General features: G+C 46.5%; 11 protein-coding genes. All 11 read right to left on the bottom strand.

The features are described 5' to 3' along the window. Positions 1-67: 67 nt before the first annotated feature. The 11 genes from D7D25_RS00255 to D7D25_RS00205 all read right to left on the bottom strand — a co-directional run bounded on the left by D7D25_RS00255 (position 68) and on the right by D7D25_RS00205 (position 22,336). A complete protein-coding gene (locus tag D7D25_RS00255; protein WP_122967327.1) occupies positions 68-3,409 on the bottom strand; it encodes a glycosyl hydrolase in 3,342 nt (1,113 codons plus the stop codon). A 38-nt stretch (positions 3,410-3,447) separates the two neighbouring features. Beyond that, on the bottom strand, positions 3,448-6,318 hold the full coding sequence (locus D7D25_RS00250; RefSeq protein ID WP_076931318.1) for a glycoside hydrolase family 2 TIM barrel-domain containing protein: 2,871 nt from the start codon (positions 6,316-6,318) through the stop codon (positions 3,448-3,450). Between the two features lie 281 nt (positions 6,319-6,599). After that, the gene (locus tag D7D25_RS00245) at positions 6,600-9,872 is read right to left on the bottom strand and encodes a glycoside hydrolase family 2 TIM barrel-domain containing protein (protein ID WP_076931319.1); all 3,273 of its coding nucleotides are present in this window, start codon (positions 9,870-9,872) and stop codon (positions 6,600-6,602) included. A 76-nt stretch (positions 9,873-9,948) separates the two neighbouring features. Beyond that, complete coding sequence (locus tag D7D25_RS00240) at positions 9,949-14,169, bottom strand: malectin domain-containing carbohydrate-binding protein (protein ID WP_091906168.1); 4,221 nt, start codon at positions 14,167-14,169, stop codon at positions 9,949-9,951. Then, positions 14,153-14,872, bottom strand: a complete 720-nt coding sequence (locus tag D7D25_RS00235) for a vitamin B12 dependent-methionine synthase activation domain-containing protein (RefSeq protein ID WP_122966988.1) — start codon at positions 14,870-14,872, stop codon at positions 14,153-14,155. The genes D7D25_RS00240 and D7D25_RS00235 overlap by 17 nt, the downstream gene beginning before the upstream one ends. A 12-nt stretch (positions 14,873-14,884) precedes the next feature. Next, positions 14,885-15,883: a uroporphyrinogen decarboxylase family protein gene (locus D7D25_RS00230; RefSeq protein WP_370453811.1), complete on the bottom strand. Its 999-nt coding sequence runs from the start codon at positions 15,881-15,883 to the stop codon at positions 14,885-14,887. An 11-nt stretch (positions 15,884-15,894) separates the two neighbouring features. Continuing rightward, a complete protein-coding gene (locus D7D25_RS00225; protein WP_091906114.1) occupies positions 15,895-16,578 on the bottom strand; it encodes a B12-binding domain-containing protein in 684 nt (227 codons plus the stop codon). Positions 16,579-16,764: 186 nt separating this feature from the next. Next, positions 16,765-18,318 (bottom strand): sodium/solute symporter, encoded by a 1,554-nt coding sequence (locus tag D7D25_RS00220; protein ID WP_091906116.1) that lies wholly within the window; start codon positions 18,316-18,318, stop codon positions 16,765-16,767. Positions 18,319-18,341: 23 nt separating this feature from the next. Then, a complete protein-coding gene (locus tag D7D25_RS00215; RefSeq protein WP_091906118.1) occupies positions 18,342-19,406 on the bottom strand; it encodes a hypothetical protein in 1,065 nt (354 codons plus the stop codon). A 17-nt stretch (positions 19,407-19,423) separates the two neighbouring features. Continuing rightward, positions 19,424-21,640, bottom strand: coding sequence for an alpha-xylosidase (locus tag D7D25_RS00210; RefSeq protein WP_122966986.1), 2,217 nt, complete (start codon positions 21,638-21,640; stop codon positions 19,424-19,426). Continuing rightward, positions 21,641-22,336: an L-rhamnose mutarotase gene (locus D7D25_RS00205; RefSeq protein WP_076931326.1), complete on the bottom strand. Its 696-nt coding sequence runs from the start codon at positions 22,334-22,336 to the stop codon at positions 21,641-21,643. Between the last annotated feature and the right edge of the window lie 5 nt (positions 22,337-22,341).

The raw sequence follows: 22,341 nt of genomic DNA, 5'->3' as shown, positions 1-22,341 counted from the left end.
CACAAAATATCGCCAGACGAATGTTTTAGTTGCAATCATACGACTTGCGAAACTTGAGTTTCCTATTCTATTCTGAAACCACGAGCGTCAACGGGCCCAGCAAGCCGGATGTTTGCAGAGGTTGGTTTTCAATCCAGTAACGGGCATTTGTCCAGATATGTCCATCTGTGATCTGCTTGTCATGCACCCCTTTTATCCTGTTGGCCCATCCGTTTACAACTCTTACTTCCAGGGCATTATCACCCTCTCTTACAACTTCTGTCACATTTACTCTATCCGGATATGTCCAGACGGATCCGCAATATACATCGTTTACATACACTTCCGCCATATCGTGCACTTTTCCTAAATCCAACCGGATATCCTCTTTATCCAAACCTGTGTCTAACTGGAAATTGGTTGTATAAATGGCCGTCCCCGCATAGTACTTCACGCTCTTATCCTCCTCCTTACTCCAATCGAATAACTCTTTTACGGTATAATGCAACGAGGGATCCCGTTCGAAAACAATGTTCCACTCTGCTGTCTCTAATGGTATTGTCCGGGATGCTGTAACAGCGTCTATCTGTGTATGCGAGGTCGGATTCCGAAAGACAATAAAAACCGATTGATGCGGGAAGAGTTCCAGACTTATATGGGTTCTTCCGTTTTCAATGCTCCATTTCTCTATATTTTTTATTCCACCGGTCACAGGATCCCATAACTCGGGTTGTTTCCCTGCGCATCGTAAAGAGATATTCAGATTCCGGTTCTCCTCTTTCTGATTCGATATAAAATAAATATCCATTCCCTCACTTGCCCGATGTGTCCAGGCAATCTCTTTCGCTCCATACAGGTCTACATCCTTCTCCAACCCAAACTGACGGAAATCCGGTTCATGATAGGGCAACAGATATGCATCGGAAACCGACCAGATCCTGTCCGTAAGCTCTTTCAGGTTTTCGGTTGCATGCTCTTTATTATGAAAAGAAGGTGTTCGGGACGGTTTTTCTCCCAGCAAGACAATAACGCCTTGCTCCTGTATCTCCCTGATTTTTGATGCGACCTCTTCACTCATATACTCACCATGAGGCGACAGACTATAGGGTTTCGGAATAACCAATATACTGTATTCCATACCTCCCGGAAAGACAAGCTTTCCATTTTTCACCTTCGCATCATTCAGCAGCGCATCCCGGTTGAAAGAGTCGTATGCATATCCTCTCAACGCATCGATCCAGTCTCCTGCATCCGTCACTCCTGCGGAATGCGTAACACCTACCGGTTTTACCCTGAGGGGTTGTCCTACATTCGCGATTCTCTTCTGTTCCGCTTTCACTTTCTCTTCGCCAAAGATCCCGGGCAGCGAACTTACCAGTCTTTCCGGAAGGAACGCCCTTCGGGGTGTTTCCTCTCCTGTAAAGACCGCAATATCCACGACGGGATGGCCGGACTGTAACAATGTCTGGCAACGTTTTATATAATCGATCCATGCTTTGCCCTGCTTCCACCAGGTCTGGTCACGTTGAAAATAAAGCCCGATCCCGTCGAGCGTTACTCCGGGATACTGATCCATAAAAGGATTGTGCACATAGACATGGTGAAAGACCTTATTCAACCCCAGTGCATAATTCCTGTCCAACAACGGTTTAACCATCCTCGGGTTTTCATTCCACATGGTACGGAGTTGGGTGAATCCTTCACCCTGGATGATATTCTTTCCGTAAATACGTCCCCCGGAGATGGCATCCAGCATATCGTTGAACTTATCGTGGGTAGGGCTATCCAACCAGAATTCACCCATGGGCCTGTCTACCATCCGGTAGTGCATCATCCCGTCACTTACCATGGTGGGCGAAACACACTCTGCCGATAATTCACAATCGTATTCTTTCGCAAAGCCGGCCAACGTATCATAAAACACCTCTACCACCAACTCGGCAATGGTCTGACGAATATCGTGCAGGATACTCTCCGTAGCTTCCACACTTCCTACCGGTATTCCGGTATAGACCAACAGATGGGGTGAAAGGTCATATCCTCTGCGCTCTTTGAATTCGCTCAGGAAGTTTTCCGACCAGTTCTGACTGCCGCACTCCCAACTGTCTACATGCATATATTTGAGCACCTTCCGGGCAAGCACCGGATCTGTCTTGTGGAAAGCGGCACCAAACCAGTTCTCCAATTGGATCCTTACTACTTCCCTGCTGAATTTATCACATTCCAATCCTCTTCCTGCACCACCGGTAGCATTGGTATGCCCTGTCGAAGTGTGGCCCATCCGGATTATTCTCCATTTTCCGGAAGGAAGGGTCGTACTTAAATCATTATTTTCCAGTGAAGAGAGGGGTATCTCCATCACATCTTCGGGGTTCACACACGCTTCGTCCGGTATCTCGTCGGATGGTGTCCTTTGGGCTACCCGCCATACCAGTCCGCTTTTCCCTTCATGGTGATCAATGGCCGCCTCACCGGACAAAAAGATATGGTTGACCCTCAGGTTAGGCCTCCACTTAGCGGCATCCAGATCCTCCGCACCCGGTTCGGTGCCGGCAGGATCCCAGTAAAACCGAAAGAAACGGGCCTCTGTGGCTGGAATAGAATAGGTAAAGTTCTCGTCGGTGTTTTGCCATCCCTGACGAGGGGGAGTCAATTGTTTGATCTTGTTGAAACGGATACCGTCATCGCTGGCATACACGGCCAGACGCTGCGCCTGAAAATTGTTCCCTCCCGGAACAACCTGAACCGATCTACAGAGGAAAGGGGTATCAAAGGTGTATTGAATCCAGCAGGGATCAGCACTTCTGAACGTTCCGGAAGCCTCCCTGTCGGCCAGATAAGCGGGATTTCTATCCTTTGTGTCGGAAGTCACCACAGGTTTTTTATCATCCAGGGAAATATCGCGCGTAACAGGAATTGCATAAAGAGCAATATCCCTGTAAAAACCTTCATAACTCTCAGGCTGCGGGATGGGCAGTTGGTCCACTGCCCCACCGTCGATCACCGTGTCACTCCAGACCACTTTCTGCATCGACTTTTCAGGCGTGATCCACGGTCCTCCCGCTAGCGCAAATCCGTCACAGATATGCATTCCCAGTTTCAACCCCAGCCGGTCTGCCTCCTCCATGGAAAAACGGACCAACTCCCACCATTCGGGGGTAAGCTGGTCATAAGCGGACGAATAGTCAAACGTTTTATTCTCGGCCGCGCTCCTGATAGGCATCAGATAAGCGCCACCCAAACCGATCTCCTGCATGGCTTCCAGGTCTGCCGTGATTCCCTCTTTTGAGACTGCACCATACATCCAATACCAGAATGTCCAGGGAGCGGCTTCTTCCGACAGGGGATTACGAAACTGCTCTTCCAGATTGGTCTTTTGCACAGCATTACCACAACCGATCATCATCGGCAGCAACAGGAATGTTGTCATCAACAGGCATAATTGACTTTTCTTCTTGCTCACAATCATCAATGAAATCTTAAAATAATTCTTCCGCTTTTGTCCCCGTTCGCCCACTTTGGTTGTGACGATGGCCCGATAAGATCGGTCGTATTTACTTTGTTACGTACAGGGGGAATTACATCCAGTATCGATATTCCGCTGTCGGGGAAAGTATATAACAGGGCATCCCTGCCGTCACGGGGCTGATAAACACCAATATATGCATCCGGCGTCTCATTGGAGATCGAGATGACCCCTTCCTGCGTCTCAATATTCATCCAACTGCAATTGGCAAAATAACCCTTGAATTCGGGATAGGTAAATGATTCACCGGGCACCGGGTCGTTATATTTATTTTCCCAGACATTGTAAGTTGTACCGTGAAGCCTGTTTTGCCAAACCCGGTAAGGGCCGTCTCCGAGCCATCGCTTACCGACAACTTTTTCCTCAGGATAATCAAAACGAACACCCATCATATCTACCACCCCATTGAAATTATAGGTATAATTCAATTCGACTGTACCATCGGGCATCACTGTCCATGCCGCTTCTTTCATATTCCCCAGTTTATAGAGAACGTGCAATGTGCGCCTGTCACCCTCTTCACTTACAAAAACGGTATCGAGACGGGCGGCATCCTCAAATTCCTTGTATATCCTCTCTGCGCTTCTGGCATCCGGATCATCGTGATTGTAGAATTGATCGAACGACCGGTCTCCTCTCCGGACACCGAAAAATCTCGGGCCATTGCCAAAAGATATGCTGCGCCCATCCGCTTCAACCTGCTCTAAATAACCGTTTCCCTTATTAAAAGTATATTTCCTGCCGGATGCCGAGAGGATGATATGATTCGCTGTTTCATCATAGGATGCCCTGGTACCGCTTTTGCTTACCTCCGCACTGCTCTTTTCAGTTCCTTCGATTCTCCAGCTCCACCGCCAAAGCTCCTCTCCGAATTTATCGATGACCGTTACAAACAAACCATTCACCTTATCACTGAAGGGCGGCATATTGATCGACATTACTCCACTCTCATGCGGGGCGATATCACTTCCCCTGAGACTACCGCTTCGTATGACGGAAACATCGTCCCCGGCATTGAATACGGAAGGGAACGAAACCTGTTCCCATTTAAAGGTACACGCATTCAGGCTGGTAAAATCATACCGGTTCTCTACAACAAAGTTGCCATCGAAATCTTTTCCGATACGTTCATTCATGATCTGTACGGGCGACCAGATCTCTTTCACGGTATAAAAGCTGCCTTCCTTTTCGTGATGGGGTCCCACAATACCATCGGCCGCATAATTACCCTGGTTATCGATCCGCCCGTCTTCATCTACCCTCTTTACGCCTTCATCGGCAAAAACCCATAAAAACGCTCCGGCACAACGGGGATGATTGCGCATCATCTCCCAATAGTCGTATAATCCTGCACCATGACCGCCATCGTACAATCCATGCAAAATCTCGGTGGGCATGAATATCTCCGGCAAACGCAGATATTCCTGCGTTTCGCCATACGAACGATAGTGCATTGTTTCAAAGCCTCCGAAATTACCTTGCGGATGCAGTACAGGACGTTGTTGCGGGTCCCATCTGTGATACTCACCATCCAGTTCGGTATTCCATCCTTTTTCATTGCCGTTGCTCCACCAGATGACAGAGGGATGATTCACGTCGCGGGTAACCAGTGACTCTACCAGCTTTTTCCCGATAGGCGTATCGTATTTACCATGCCAGCCGGCCAATTCGTTCATCACATACAGCCCCAACTCATCACAGGCTTCAAGGAACTCCGGATCGGCAGGATAATGGGAAAGCCGGACAGCATTCATATTCATCTCCCTGATCAGACGTACATCTTCGTAATTTTTTTCACGGTCCAGTGTGCGGCCGGTTTCAGGACGGAAACTGTGCCTGTTGATTCCCCGGATATTCACCTTTACACCATTGATATAGAGCCCGTCACTTTCTCTGACCTCTATGGTTCTGAAACCGAATCGCTCTTCAGTCTGATGAAGGATCTCACCCGCATCTCCTGTCAATGAAAATTGCACTGTGTAAAGGTTCGGGGTCTCGGCAGTCCACAATGCAGGAGTCGGTACATGCATGGAAACGGTCGTCCAGTCGCTTCCTTTTTTTATTGGCGAGACGGTCTCACGAACCTTACGGCCTGCCGCATCGAAAATCTCTGCTTTGATACTCAACGCGTCCGACACCGCATTTCCCAGATAACATTCTGCTGTAAATGATCCGTCGGCTTCTGCCTTGATGGCGGTTCTGTGAATATGCCGGACCGGTTTGATCTCTAAAAATACAGGACGGATGATCCCGCCGAAATTCCAGTAATCGGCTCTCCGTTCCGCCAGATTCACACTTGCGTTCTCCGATTCCTTTTTTACGGTTACTTCCAACAGATTCTTTCCACCGTATCTCAACTTATCGGTCACATCGTAGGAAAAACGGTAAAACCCACCCTGATGGGTTGGGCCGGCTTTCAATCCGTTTAACCGAACTTCGGTGTCGGTCATCGACGCTTCAAACACAAGCCGGATATGGCGGTTTCTCCATTCTTCCGGAGCTTCAAATTCGTATTTGTACCTCCCTTCTTCTTTGGCAATTCCTTCGGGAAACGGTTTTCCATAAAAAGAGATCCCGTACTGAAACTGTCCGAAACCCTGTGTTTCCCAGCATGATGGAACCTTGATGGTAGTCCATTCTCCCGAATTCATACCCCCGGTAACATAAAAATCCCAGTCTACCGCATCATCGGCGCCTTTTCCGGAGAGATACTCAATCACCGTTTTCGGGGCGCTTTTTTGTGCGTACAAAAAAGAAAAGTTCGCAGCCAAGAGGATGCATACTACGTAGCATAAAAGAAATTTAGTCCGCATAGAAGTAATCGTAAGTATTTTAAGTTTCGTAATTCGTGTAATTGCAACTAAAATCTCCGACTGACAATATTTTATGACCCATAATAGTGCTCGCTAAAAGAGTAGAACTCGCTTCGCTCAGACAACTACTCTTTTGACACTCATCAAGCACTATGGGTCCCCATAAAATATCTAAAGGTCTCCTTTTTAGTTGCATACACTATTAAATTTGCATACGAAACTTAAGTAAGTATATAATATCTGTTTTTTGAGAGACGTTTATAACCGTCATTTGTACCCATCTACAACTCTCCGGGCGATAAGGGCGCCTGTGCCGGTGAAATCGTAAAGTGCAACCGATGTTCCTTTTTCTCAATCGCATAACGCTTTAAAACCCCGGGACCGCAACTGCTGTTTCCCAATCCTAACTGCCGGGCATCGATTGACAGGATCGTTTCAGGTCTGGGTTCCAATTCGTAATTATGTCTTACTGCGGCAAGATCTGTTGCCAGATAGTGCAGTGCCGACGCAGAAAAGGGAGTATCCCTGGCACTGATGCGTATTCCTTTCCCATCGGCATCCGTGAGCGTAAGCAGTTGAATATCTTCCTTGTTCCCATTTTCCTGCGGGACAGGATAATTCACAAACTGTTCCGTAACCGTTGATTTCCACAAACCTACAGGTGAAGAGTATTTTCTGTCGGGATAATTTTCATGCGGTCCGCGGCCATACCATGCGTAATACTCCAGGTTGGCTTGCAGCGACAAGAGCACTCCCAGGCGGGGCAATTCCGGCAATTCACCCGTCGGGGTAAATTGGAATTGTACATCTATTGTACCATTGCCGGAGATGGTATAGGTCGCATGGGTAATAATACTTCCGTTCAGGTATGAATCACGTTTAACCGTAACGATACGGATCCGGTTATCCTGCGTTCTTTCCCATTGTACCGACTCCGTTTTGGTTACCGGACTATCCATCCTGTTTTTTTCCCAGTCCGACGCCAGCCAGTTCCCAAATCCTCTGTCGTTATCCACCGGCGCCCGGTAGGCCTGGGTAGAAAATTGAGACGGCAACTCGCTGTTGTCCGCGAAAATCTCTTTTCCGTCATAGTGCAATGAAACGGGATCACCCTTTTTCAAATCCCATTTAATCTGGAAATAGTCATTATAAATGGAAAGCAAATCACCATCCACAGAGGTTATGATGTTTCTACTTGTCTCTGTCCTACGGTTATTCTGGCGACCGGTCAATCCATCCCTGAGTGTAAACTGCTCCCATGCTACTTCAAACCCTGCCTCGGTCAAACGATCGCCTTCTCTGAGCAGAAAGTTTACCATAAGCTGTACATCCCCTCTCTCAGGAATTGTTCTTTCCGGACGAAGATCGACAACAATCGATTCACCGGGTAATACCGGTACGGGAGAGATCTCATGAGATTCTTCTTTTTTCCCGTCTACCGATATGCTCCATTGTATATCATAACCGGAGAGATCGACATGATGGTGCCGGTTGGTGATCTTTATCCGCAACGGATCCCTGTCAATCAACTCGATGAGCACAGGCTGATACACCTTTTTCACCTCCAGATATTTGGGCGTGATTTCCCTGTTCGAAAAAAGGACTCCATCCAGACAGAAATTTTTCAGGTTGGGTTGATCTCCGAAATCACCTCCGTAATTCACGATCTCTTGTCCCTCGGCGGTTTTCGTAATAATTCCATGATCTACCCATTCCCAGATAAAACCGCCAAGCATTCGCGGATTACTATAGATTTCATCCCAGTACTCTTTGAAATTCCCCATCGCATTCCCCATCGCATGGGCATATTCGCTGGTCAGGACAGGCCGGTTGTCGTTGGTTCGCTCCGCGATACTCAGCAGCCGTTCCCAACGGGCATTCTCTGCCCTTTCCTGGCTCTCGCCTTCCGGTATATTGGGATTGAGATATTCTTCCTGCAAACGTGTGTAAAAGCGACTGATCATATCCACCGTGCCGGGGTCATTCTCTTCCCCCTGTGCTCCCTCATAATGAATGGGACGGGTTGGGTCGAAATCTTTCAGCCAGGCCGAAATAGCGGCGAAATTGAATCCGTATCCCGACTCATTTCCCATCGACCATACCACGATAGATGGGTGATTCCGGTCGCGAACGGCCATCCGCACAGCTCTGTCCATAAAGGCGTGTGCCCACTCCGGATCACTGGCCAGGATACCCCGCATACCGTGTGTCTCGATATTGGCTTCATCCATTACATACAGTCCATACTCGTCACACAATTCGTACCAGCGTGGTACACTGGGATAGTGGGCCGTACGTACGGCATTGATATTGGCTTGCTTCATCAGCTTTATATCCTGTATCATGCGTTCTTCGGTCATCACTTTTGCCGTGTAGGGATCCTGTTCATGCCGGTTCACCCCTCTGAACCGTACCGGTTTTCCGTTCACAAGAAACTGTCCGTTCTCGATTTCGACACTTCTGAATCCGACCATTGTAGTGATCTGCTCTACGGCTCTGCCGGTTGAGTCGTTCAATGTTAGCAGAAGCGTATAAAGAACAGGCGTTTCGGCTGTCCATTTCCCGGGATTCTTAACCTTCGATTCCAACCAGGCAAACTTCCGGATGCCGCGTTGCGGAAAACGGTCGTTCATCACGGCTGCCCGGTAATTCAGGTTCAATATGGGCGTCACATCCTGCGATAGATTGGTGTCGAACACCGCCTTACCATCAGCATCGTACAATTGTGCCTGTACGGTATATCCGTCTTCCTGTTGGTCGTCATACAGCGCCAGTGCAGGGCTGATTTGCAGCGTCGCGTCCTCATAGTTTTCATCCAGGATGGTCCTTACTCCAAAATCCCGGATACGGATATTTTCAGTGGCATAGAGGTAAACGGAACGATGGATACCGCCGAAACGCCACATGTCCTGGTCTTCGAGATAACTCCCATCGGAATATTTATATACTTCCACGGCGATCCTGTTTTCTCCGCTTTTCAGGTAAGGCGTGATCCTGAACTCGGAAGGCTCCATACTTCCCTGGCTATATCCTACCCTTTCTCCGTTGATCCATACGTAGAATGCGCTCTGCACTCCTTCAAAATGAAGGAAAACCTGTTGCTTTTCCCACCCGGCGGGAAGAGTGAATGAGCGGCGATAGGAACCCACTGGATTCCTTTCTGCATAGGATGTGTAAGTCTCTCTCGGCTCTTTGGTCACATAAGGTGGATCAATCTTGAATGGATAGCCTGCACTTACGTAAATAGGTGTTCCAAAACCGTTTACTTCCCAATTGGCGGGCACTGGAAATTCAATCCAACCGGAATCATCAAAATCATTCCGATAAAAATCCACCGGTCGTTTTTCAGGTGTGGGAACCCAGTTGAATTTCCATTCACCGTCCAAAGAGAACATCCTGTCGTTCTTTTCTTCGGCATAGGGGATGAAAGAGGCCCTGGCCGGCTCCCTGTTTATATGCAGTAGGTGATGATTCTCCCAGTCGTTTTGCGCAAAGCACGGGAATAAAACAACTGACAAAAGAAGAAAAAACAGCAATATGGATACTCGTTGCATTTATTTTTAATTTAGATGGGTCACAAAATATCGTCAGTCGAAAATTTAGTTGCATAAATACCAATACTTTAACACTTTATTGTACAGTCAGAGAATTCAATCTCAAACCGTTCATATTTTCCGACGACAATTCTACTTTATAACGCCCGGCATTGATATAACCACCGGTACTTGTATTCAATGTACGCCATTTCTCATTTTCCATCGGGAAAGTGATCAAATCATCTTTCAATACCGTTCCATCTTCAACGATCAGTCTGAATCGCACCTCTTTGGGCGCGCCACTTGTATTCATATAGGAAAATCTGAAGGCGTAGATATTGGCTACACCGGTAAAAACATCCCATGTAATAGCGCCTTGCCTGTCACCTGTAAAACCGATTGACGTCCTGTTTCTCACCTCACTCTTTTCTGTGGTTCCGTCGATATCCGCTTCTTCTGCCGGATACAGGGTCGCTGTTCTGCCGTCATCTCCTTCCGGCAATGTTTCTACAGGGGTTTTGGCAATTCTGTCGATATTATTCCATGACCATCCTGCAGCGGGGGATACTTTTGCAGGCTCAATACCGGGATATTCGGAAGCAATGGCTATTGCTGAGATTACCGCCTGCCCTGCTTTTACTTCCGGAAAGGAGATTTTCAGTTCACCTCCCACTATTTCAGCATCGATCACCTGTTTATATGCCGTGTCATGTCCTGCTTCTGCCCATATATCCAAATCGTCTATATAGACGGAGTCGTTGAGTGCAACATCAAATATCCGGTATCCTTCACAATCATTGTTTCCACCAGTGCCATACCAGGGTTCTGCAAAATAGAGCTCCACCCTGTATTTTCCGTCGGGAAGAGGAAAATGGTATGCCAGTTTGTGACGGCCATACCGAAACTGTCCGAACAGTTTCCAATCCCTGATACCTTTTATCGGATCTGTGGTATAACGTTGGCTTCCCTGGTAAGGATTCACATCTTCAAAATCATCCGCCCAGGAGACCGAACCCCAGCTTCCATTATCCTTCCTTGCAATATCGGCACTCCACTCCTGTCCGAATTCATCCACATAGGCATCTCCACCGCAATTGACACGATAAATATAATGATAACCCTCTTCCGCCTTTAATATCGGCCGGGCATCCTGATAAAGCTTCTCAAAATTAGGGGATTGTTCCAGATTATCCAATACGAGACAGTCTTTTGCTACCGGCTTGCCATCCACGTAGCCAACGGCATAAAGCACATTGTACTTGATATCCGCATTATTCCAAACGAAGTGTGTACCTTTGGCGCCTCTTTTTTGCCGCCCCAGTGATTCCGAGTGGATATCATTAAAAAGTTCCACTTCATCGCAGTTTGAAAAGACACGTATACCATCCTTTTTTCCGGGCGAACTCCATCTATCGGCCCAGGTATGGGATACGATATAAACCATAGGATCTGCTTTTGGCGGGGCATAGTTCGAGCGGTACATATAATATACATCCAACGGCTCTCCCCATGATGTGAGCAAACCCTTATAGTTTACCGGCCCTATCTTGTCGATGACACGGTATCCCTCATCGGGATGTCTTCTTCCGGGATTGTCATGCGAATTGAATATCCATTGAAATTGTCCGATGACGCTGTCTCTCACGGTTTCTGCCAACCGCACCTTCTGCTCCATCAACAGGGACATTCTGTCTTCACTCCAGGGGCCATCCTGTTCGAAATCACCTTCGGCATGAAAATCGAGAGAGCGCCAGGCGCCATATTCCCCGTTCAACAACTGTATTTTCAACTCATTGGCATAATTATCCGGATCGCCTCCATAGGTACCCGACCAGTTCTGTACAACGTTCCAGTCGGTCCCCTGACCACCGTTACAGGTTGTAATGACCCGCTGGACGGTTGCCGTAGGATCCATATCCCGGATAATGGCGACGCATTCCTCGGCAAATTCTTTAGGAAGCACGCTCTCATTTTGTAATCCCCACATGATCACCGACGGTGAATTTCGCCGCTCTTTTACCCATTGACGAAGCAGTTGTTTGAAGTTTTCCCGGAATTCCGGCGTATCATACCAGATGTGGGCAGAAAACTGCGGCCAGAAAAGAATACCGTTCTTATCCCAGGCCTCCTTATACAACAGGTTATGAGGCTGATGGGCATCCCTGAACGCATTGAACCCGGCATCCTGTATCTGTCTGACCCTTGCCTGTATCTCTTCTTTCGAAAAAGCATGCGACTGTCCGAACCGGTGTTCGTATTCAGCCGTACCGTTCAGGAAGAAGGATTGACCGTTCAGATGAAAAGTGGGATCACCGTCATTTCGTATAACCGGCCAACTGACTGTTCGTATTCCGTAAGGGGTGGTCACTTCATCTGTGGTGGCCCCGTTTCTCTTCAATACCGATGCAAGCCGATAAAGGTATGGATCTTCCACAGACCACAGGCGGGCATCTTTTATTTCAGGACTGACCTGTTTGATAACCCTGGTTTCACCCGGTTGCAGCATAATCGTGTCGGATAAGCGGAATACAGCAATGCCGTTATCGTCGTTCAATCTGGTGACCAGTTCGAATGTTTCTTCGTTATCACTATAATTTTTTATCTCTGTCTCGATATGTAACAACCGGGTATCGTTATTCCAGATATGTACACCAAACGGCTCTATTCTGACTTTATCGACTACCTCCAACACCACAGGACGAAATATCCCCATCGGTTGCGATCCTTCGGAGAAACCCCATTCGGAAGAACATCCTCCGCATACCCAGGGCATATTGGTGATAAACGACGGATGTTCGGCTTTCACCGTAAGGATATTATTCTCCCCTTTATTGACAGCATCCGTCACATCCAGCGTAAAAGTAGTTCTTCCCCCCGGATGGCGGCCAAGATCTTTTCCGTTTAAAGAGACCGTAGCATAGGTGCCAACCCCTTCAAAACGGATAAAAAACCGTTTATCGGTATCATATTCCGGCAAAAAGAACTCTTTCATATACCATGCATTTCCATGCCTGTTTCCATGAAGATGTTGGCGATAACCATGATAATCATCCCAATTGTGAGGGATATCCACTTTTATCCAGTTACTATCCACGGTAAAAGCATCGTACTGACCACTGTTTTCTTCCGCAGCAATGGTATACCAATCCTTATCAAGTGCTATAATCCCTCTTTTCCCTTTCTGCTCCGGTTCGGGGAATCTCAACTTTGACCGCCCCACCGGCCTGGAGACCGCAACCGCGATCCCCCGCTGGTCATGCTCATTGACGGCACAATAAAAATGATACACAACGCCGTCATGCTTGATCAGGTAAGATTTATGAGCGAACAGGTTGTCATAGTCTTTCGAGGGTACAATCAGATCATCACCATTCCAATCGGTCCAGTTTACCAGATCATAGGAACAGGAAAAAGTATTGAATGCTTTGTATTTCCGGTCCGCACGAAATGCTCCAAAATAAAACATCACGTACAGGTCGCCCATCTTTTGAATGTGTGCGTCACCGGTGATCCCCTCTTCATGAGAAAAGACGGGATTATTCTCATAGCGTTCCCAGTTGACCATATCATCGGAATAGGCAATACCTATTCTCTCGGCCTTCACATTGTTTTCCGGATTGATCCCGCCGGCGTTATAGAACATAACAAACGGCTTACCGAATTTCCCGGTTTTATCCCAAAACACGCTGCTTTTATATTGGATGATATTTTCGAACCATTGCGCCTCTTTGTCGTTCGGCGACATCCCGGGTCGATCGAAACCCTGCCATTCATGGGCTACGGAAGGATCCTTGTCCGTGTAGGCAACCCCTATCTTCAACGGGCCTGTCTCGTACCCCCTTTCGGCTCCCCCGATATAAGTCATCCAATACTTATTATCGAAGGTATTCAATTCGTAGCTGCCGCCCCAGGTATGATCTTCCAATGCAGGATAGCCGCCACGCTGATTCTCATCCCACTTTCCATCACGAAAAGAGAGTATCCGTCCCAATGTTTTCCACTGTAACAAATCGTCACTTTCAGCCAGCCATGTCTCATATCCCCGTCCATCTTTGCCGGATTGACCATCATAGCGAAGATAGGTCATATACCATTTATCACCCTTGCGGAAGACGGTGGGGCAATCCATTTTCTCGTTATTTGTTCCGGGAGCGATCACCAGTCCGTATTTATAGGGTGTTTTTACCTCCTCATATACTTTCTCCATCTTTGATTGCGGAACAACCGTTTGGGAAAGGAGATGTATACAATTGAGAGAGGTCAGTAAAAAGAGAATTATACTTGGATACAATCTTTTTTTATTTATATTCTTCATTTTGCTCATCAATTATTTTTCTATATGTGCAGGTACTGTTATTACATATCTTACAACCATATGCACGTTTCCTCAGGTTGCGTCCAATACCTATAATCCCACTCACTGATTTTGCCGGAATCATAAGAGAGGAGTCCGTGAGAGTCACACCTACCGGATTTCTGCCAATAAGTGAAAACAATTTTTTCTGCTCCTGCAGCTCCCAGTTACAGTAGCCCGGACTGTATCTGTTGCTGATATGCATGCCCCTTTGCCGCATTTCATCGGAAAGCACCTGTTGAACATGATCCATCGCCTTTTCCACTGTCAACGAACCGATTGCATCAAGAAGGTATGCCTCCATGATATTCCCCTGTTGACTCTGCTCATTGATCATATCCGTGAAAACCGGCCCTGCACTACAGACAAAAAGAGCCATGGAAGAAGCTTCTTTGAGATAATCTGAAATCTGGCGGCCTATTTGTAATTCAGTTTGGTCGATCTGTACACTACCCTGTTTCACGGAAACAGGGCTGTTTTTTTTTATCAGATAACCTCCTGAAATTCCTTCTATATATTTCAATTTTTCCCTTATCTGGTGGACGAAAATCTTTGCAGGGTGTTCATCTTCTATATCGGTTGATTGAATAAAACGGAAGATTTCGCCCGAAGCAGGTCCGACTTCCCGAAACGCAAACTGAAAATATTGAAATGTATCCGACATCTGTCACCTCCTTCAGATAGAGCGATTAAACTCTTCTACAGCCTCCAAAAAAGCGCGAATATTTTCCAGCGGGGTTTGTGGAGGGAGATCGCATCCGCTGGATATCACAAAGTTAGGATAATTTTTTGTACGATTTAATAGTTCCAAGGTCGACTGTTTTACTTGATCGGGATTGGACTGTTTGAACAGACTTACAGGATCAAGGTTTCCCATCACGATCAAGTGGGGAGGGCACTCACTCAGTGCTTCCGTTATATCTATCGCGTTGCCGAAATGCAAAGCATTGGCACCACTCTCTATCATTGCCTGGGTACATTGGCCGCTATTGCCGCAATTGTGGAGGATGACCGTAAAATTATCATCTTGCACCTCCTGTACAATTTGCTTCACAAAATCGGACGAATAGAGACGGCAATCCTCATCCGACAATAGTCCTGCAGCGGGTTCAGCCATAATAACACCGGCAGTTCCCGTACTTTTCATCGCTTTGCAGTAGTCCACCAAAAAGGCACTACATTTCGAGAGCAGCAAGAGAATTGTCTCCGGCTCGGTATAGATTGAAACCATTATTTCTGACATGTCGTACAACCTGCCGGCTAAAGAAAAGGGGCCGATACATCCTGAAAAGAGCGTTCTCTCCTTGATATTACTGACACACAATTGATTTGCCAGCAGATAAGCAGGCAGACGCCCCTGATCCAAAGCCGGCACTTGCAGTTGCTCCACGTCGGACATCTCCTTCAATAATCTTCCCACCACGCGCGGTGTTTCATCCTCAGGCATATTCACCTTTGCACCAAATGCTTCGGCCTCCACTGTCAGATCCATCATGGAGCTACAGGTCGACAGATGGAATGTTTCAGACGCCGCTCTGATAGCTTCATACTGCACCCTTCCATCAGAGACCGCACTTTTTACCGTGGCACCCATCAGTTCAATTCCGGGATGGGTGATCAATGGAAAGGCCTGTCGCCTCTTATGGTTTAACACGCTGTCTATCCACTCTTTCATTACTTTGTCAATTAGTTATTCATTTTTTGGGATTGTAAGTCTAACCATATAATGCCTTCTCTGGGATTTTTTCCATATGCATCGGCACCGATAGAGGCAGCAAAAGCAGCAGTGAGTGGTGCGCCTCCTACAATCACTTTGGTAGCGGGTGAAGCCTGCTTAATGGCTTTGATCACCGGTTCAATGTTCACCATTGTGGTGGTAAGTAGTGCCGAGATACCCACCACTGCATCGGGATATTCTTTTACTTTTTCCACGAATGCCTCTGTGTTCACATCTATCCCCAAGTCAATCACCTCCCATCCGGCTCCTTCCACCATCATACTCAATAGATTTTTACCGATATCATGTAAATCTCCAAAAACGGTGCCCACAATAAAAACTCCTTTCCGTTTGACAGAGCCGTCAGCAAAGTAAGGCTTCAGATGGTTCATGGAGGCATTCATTGCTTTTGCCGATAGCAACATTTGTGGTACGAAGATTTTTTTCTCCGTAAACTTTTCTCCTACTTTGTTCATGGCAGCAATCAGCGCCCGGTTTAATATTTCATCGGGATTTACTCCTGCTACCAATGCTTCTTGGGTGATCTCATCGGCACCGGGTAGTCCCTTCATTTGCGGAGGATAAGGCGAGTTGATATTAATTTTCCCGAACTCCACACACTCAAATAATTTATTAATCAATTCCAACTTCATACTTTTTTATTATTGATTGAGTCGCCTTTAAAAAGTATATTTTTTCAATTTTGCCCCATCCAGAAGTATCTGTAGGGCGTTATTTTTACTTAAATTCGACTTATTCAAGTGGACTCTTGATTCAACTTTTGCAAGTCGTATGATTACAACTAAAGCATTCAAGAACCAAGAAAGGCATTGACCTTCCTAATTGAATATGATATAGACCATGACCATGACAAGAATTAATACCAGCCAGACAATTTTTACAGATCTGTCTACTTTCACGGGGCGATAATCCAATAACCGGGCAGTATCGTCGCTTTTATCGAACAGAGAATAGAGAAAGAGAAACAGACATAGAATGACAAAAATCAATGCGGAAACGTAGAGATAGTGAATCCCCTGAAAAACCACATTGCCGTAATAGAGCAGTCCCGTCCCCAAACTACACAGTGTTCCTGCAGAGAGTACCCAATTCACGGCATTTCGAGATGTTTTTTTCCACAGTACAGCGGACAAAAAGGCAGCTGCCATGGGCGGAGCCAGAAATCCAAGCACCGACTGAAAAATATTGAAAAAGCTCAACCCCCGGATAGAGGAGATACCGATAGCGAGAAAAACGGATAATATTGCTCCTGTCAATACCACAATCCGTCCGATCTTCTTGATCTCTTTCTGTTCGATATCGGGTTTATACCTCTTTATAATATCCATTGTAAATACCGTACTCAATGAATTGAGCGCCGATCCTATTGTACTTATCAGTGCAGCAAGCATTACCACCACTACCAGGCCTGTCAGTCCGACCGGAAGCACGGCCTGGACCAGGGAGAGATAGGCATCGGTGGAGTTTGACAGATCCGGAAGAAGGATAAACGCCAGAATTCCCGGGAGGATGAAAAGAGGTATATCGATCAGTTTCAACCATGCAACGAAATTGGCACCTTTTTGTCCCTCCTTAAGATTTTTCGCACCCAGTACCGATTGAACCATCGATTGGTCAGTGCACCAGAACCATATACCCATGACGGGATAGCCTAACAGAATGGCCAGCCATGGAAAGTCTTTGTCTTCTAACGGCTGGAACAGTTTCCAGTATGTAGGCGGTGTGGCCTCTATCACACTTCCTATACCTCCAATTTTGTGCAAGGCCAATACCACTAAGAGGAATGAGACACCAATCAGCAGGAGCATCTGAAACACATTGGTATAGGCAATTGTCTTCAGTCCTCCGGTAATCACAAAAAGGGCGGAAACCAACACCAGTAGAACGATACATAACCAGAGTGGCAGATCCAGTATCTGGGCCATGAATATACCTCCGGAGAAAAGTGTCAGTCCCAGCCATGAAATAAGCGTTGTAACGACTGTATACCACGCAATGTATCGCCGCGATGTATCGCCAAAACGTTTACCCATATATTCCGGGAGGGTGGTCACTTCTGCTCCCAGGTAGCGGGGTGCGAAGACAAAAGCCAACAGAAAAATAAAAAGAAAAGCGTACCATGAAAAATTACCGGCAACAATACCGCTCTCGTATCCGCTGCTGGCATTGGCAATTAACATCGAAGGACCCACGTTGGTACCCCACATGGTTAAACCAATTGCCAGCCACCCCAGTGATTTATTGGCAAGGAAAAGGTTGTCACTTCTGTTTTTTTTACTGAAGCCGGACCAATAGGCTATGATTCCAAGGAGAATAAAATAGGCTATGATCACAGCAATATCTACTGAAGATAATTGTATCAGGGCGTCCATGCGGTATTATCTGTTTTTATTGTTTATCTGTACTTATCGACAATTGTCAATGCTTTCTCAATCTCTCTTTCAGATTTAAAATCCACATTAATATGCAATCCCTGATTGCCCACATGATCAATCAGCGGCTCCAGTTCATCCAATGTCACCCAGTTTATCATAACAGATTTTCCGGCAGCAAGGACACGCTTATACAAATCGTACCACCGGGAATTTCCCCCTTGTGGTTGCCCGTAACCCGGTGTCCATTGTACCCCGTTCAGCTCTTTCAACTCCAATACGGCATCCAGATGGCGGATGGCATCTACCCCATCGAGATGATAGAGTGTATAATCAATTTGCCTGGTCTGTTCCTCCAGGAAAGGGAGACAAAAGTGTCTAAAATCCTCTTCTGAAATCATGATGGAGAGGTCGACCTGTAGTTTAGATACTTTCCCCGGTGCCCAAAGCGAAAAGTAGCAGAAAGCCATCTCACCCTCCATATTGATGATATCATAGATGCGGTCGAAGACATCAAAATAAACTTTGTTTATTTCCGCCAACTGCTCCAAAGTCCTCTCAGGCTCAAGGATCAGGTCTACCAGCACGTTGTCGGGTCCTTTCAGGCTGGCCAGCACATCCAATCCCTCTATCAGGTCAGGACAGCCCACCATATATTTTCCTTCCGATCTTTTTTTCACAGCACTCAGCAAATCCTGGTGTAATTTCCACCACCGGTTATCTTCATCAAACTGAATTGTTTCATCGAAATCCTTTTTTGGGTGAATCCAGATTGTATCGTCACGCCCTTCTAATTCCGAACCCAGCAAGGAAGCCAAAGATCCCGGTCCCAGCTGTGCGTTTGCTACAGGAAGGATATCTGCCATATAGGAGTTCCGCGACATTCTGTAATGCAGATAATCTGACCGCCACTCCGGATCGAACCAAAACTGGTTGATATCTTTATGGCGCGGAGGGGGTGGAATCTCTTCATAAGGTTCACCTTCTTTGAAGAGATGCTCCCACATCGATAAGACGATACCTTTCCCCTTCCACCAATCCAGGTAATGTTTTTTGGTCTCGTCAAAGTTTGATTTCCATGTCATCATAAGCAGTTTGCAATAATTCAGGCGAAAACGACTTCAATCACTTTACTCAAATCCATCTCGTCCGTACAGGAGACCTCTTCCGGATAGAGTGGAATGATAGCTCCTTTTTTCACAAATACAGGTATCGTATCCAGTGGGACATCGCTATTTCTCAACCATTGGTTGCCTTTAAAACACTCTTTTGTGAAAAAATGGATCCACTCTCCTTCAGGCAGGTAGATATCTCTTTTGTTGTCAGAATTCATTACCGGTGCTACCATCATATTTTCCCCAAAATAATACTGGTCATCAATATGACGGCAGGTTTTGTCGTCAGGATGATGCAGTATGAGTGCACGCAGCATCGGCATTCCGGTCCGGATTGTGATCATGCTTTGTTGTACAATATAGGGAATTAGCTGGTAACGAAGCTTCCATAATTTTCTTATATTATCCTTAATTGCGGGATAGTGCCATGGCTCACGTTTACAGGTGCCGTGGTAACGGAAGTGAGAGGTAAAAACGCCGAACTGTGTCCATCGGATATAGAGATCATCCGGAATAACAGAATTCATAAAATCAGGTACACCATGAAATCCGGGAACATCGTGACTCCAAAAGCCAAAGCCGGAAAGTCCCAGTTGCAGCCCTCCTCTCAGTGAGGCGGCCATTCCGTCCCATGAAGCAGCGGCATCACCTCCCCAGTGGAGGGGATAGCGCTGGCATCCGCTCCACCCGGCCCTTGCCCAGATGATTCCTTCGCCTGTAACCTCTTTTGTCACTTCATAGGCCGCTTTCTGATACAACAGCGGGTAGAGATTATGCAGCTTTTCAGCTGTCATACCGTGATAAACAGCATCCAGATGAATATCTTCTCCAAAATCGGTCTTGATACAAACAACCCCCATCTTCAATAATTTCCTAAGCAGCTCCTTATACCATTCTGAGGCCTTCCTACAGGTGAAATCGATGGTGCCGGCATAATCCTCCATACTGAAATTGGAAGCTCCGGAGATATTCTTATTGCTTTTGCTGATATAGTTATTTGCAGCGGCTTCTTCATATTGTTTGGCCTGATGTGAGATATAGGGCAATTGCCACAAGCTTACCCTGAATCCTTTCTTTTTCAGCTTGTCGATAAACTTTTCGGGGTCGGGGAAACGCTCCTCGTTGAATTTCCACTCACAAAGCCAGTCAGTCTTAAACCACCCGGTATCTAAGTGGATCACATCACAGGGATAATCTTCTTCACGCAGCCTGTCGCAGACCTCATTCACCTCATCAGCGGAAAAATAGGACATACGGCTCATCCAAATGCCAAAACTCCATAGAGGGGGCAGCGACGGGAATCCGGTCAGTTGGCGATAGCCGCGTAGGATCTCTTCCGGATGGTCCCCTCCGATCAGGAAGAGATCAATAAGCGGTTCATCTGTCAGAATTTGTACAGAACGTGTAGAATGGTCGGCCAGTGAAAACTTCGCAAATGATGTAGTGTGCAAAAAGAGTCCATAATCTTCGGAAGAGAGATAAAAAGGAATATTTTTGTATGTACGACGATTATTGACTCCCTGTCCGTCCTGATTACGCAGTTGAAAGGTCTTCCCGGCAAGGTCTATTTTTGTAAAGCGTTCACCTGTACCGTAAAAGCACTCATCCGGTTTTGCCTTGATTGAACAGGTAGCTCTGTCGGGCTTTCCGTTATGCTCTACATAGGCCAGGGCAAATGCATCATGCCGTGCCGGGGAAAACATGTCGTATGCAGAAAGCGAAATTTCCTTTTCACCATCAGGAAAAAAACTGATCTGTATCGTATCTTCAGGTGGAGGAATAAGATCACTCCAATGGTCTATCATTGGTTTTGCAAAGCTGACAGCCGCCTTTTTATTTCCGGCGGTATCTTTTACGATCCATTTATCTTCTAATTGCAGGTAAGACAAGGAGGTATCAGTTTTCAGCTCAGCGGCAAAGGAAAGCATTTCGGAATCTTCACTGATTTCATCACCCAGAGAGAGTGAGAGCCTCAAAATTTTATTCCCGTATTTCCTGATACGTAATATATGCTCTTTTTTCCTGTACGTTGTATCGGGCTTTATTTCGTTAGAGTTGTGTTGTTGTTGAAAAGGGATGGAGATATAGATATCCCCTTCCCTCTCTACAATCCGTGTAGGTGTACATGCACGCCACAGTCGGTCGCCTTCGTCCAACAACGGACTAAAATCTAAAAAATCAAAAAGCTGATAATTAGTCTGTCTCATCTATTTCCCGCTTTTTACCTGCTTTAATTCAATCCATACAACACCTTCCGGAGCATTCTCAATTCCTTCCTGATACCCCGCCATGATACTGTTCCATTCATCCACCCGCGGATTATTTTCTGTCGTCTTAGGATTCAGCTCGTCCAGGTTTTCGCCTGCAGGAATGCTGATCACCAACATCAGTTGTCGGCCGTCACGAAAGAGCAGCACCTGTTGAAAAAGGGCATTGCAAAAGCCGTTCGACACCTCCGGCCATTCTTCGAATTGCAGACGGTGATACTCCATATATTCGTCCTGCAATTGGGTATCTGCAATCAGGTTAGCGGTCATAATAGTATGAGACCACTGCGCCGCACTTTTTTTGTTGCAGTTTTTCTCGCGGCCAAAGTGATAGAACGGTTTTGCAAAGACCTTTATTTCCAACCCCTTAAAACGATCTTCAAGTCCGGATTTCACCTCATCCAATCTGTTCTCATCCAGATACAATACCCAACGATTCTCCCAGTTGTATAATGAATTCTTATCGATCCGACACTCTTCGGCATATCGGATCATCTCTTCTTTCGAAATCACAGACCGTCCATCCACAATTTCAATAATGGAAGGAGAAAAAGAACGGTCGTTGGATGTACATGAAACAAGAACGACAGTAACAAGAAAAACAGCGATCGTTTTTATCGGACTACTGAAGGTCATACCTT

Source organism: Proteiniphilum sp. X52 (assembly GCF_003712195.1).
GTDB lineage: Bacteria > Bacteroidota > Bacteroidia > Bacteroidales > Dysgonomonadaceae > Proteiniphilum.
Note: the sequence above shows the minus strand (reverse complement) of the source record. Positions and strands in the feature narration are given on the sequence as shown.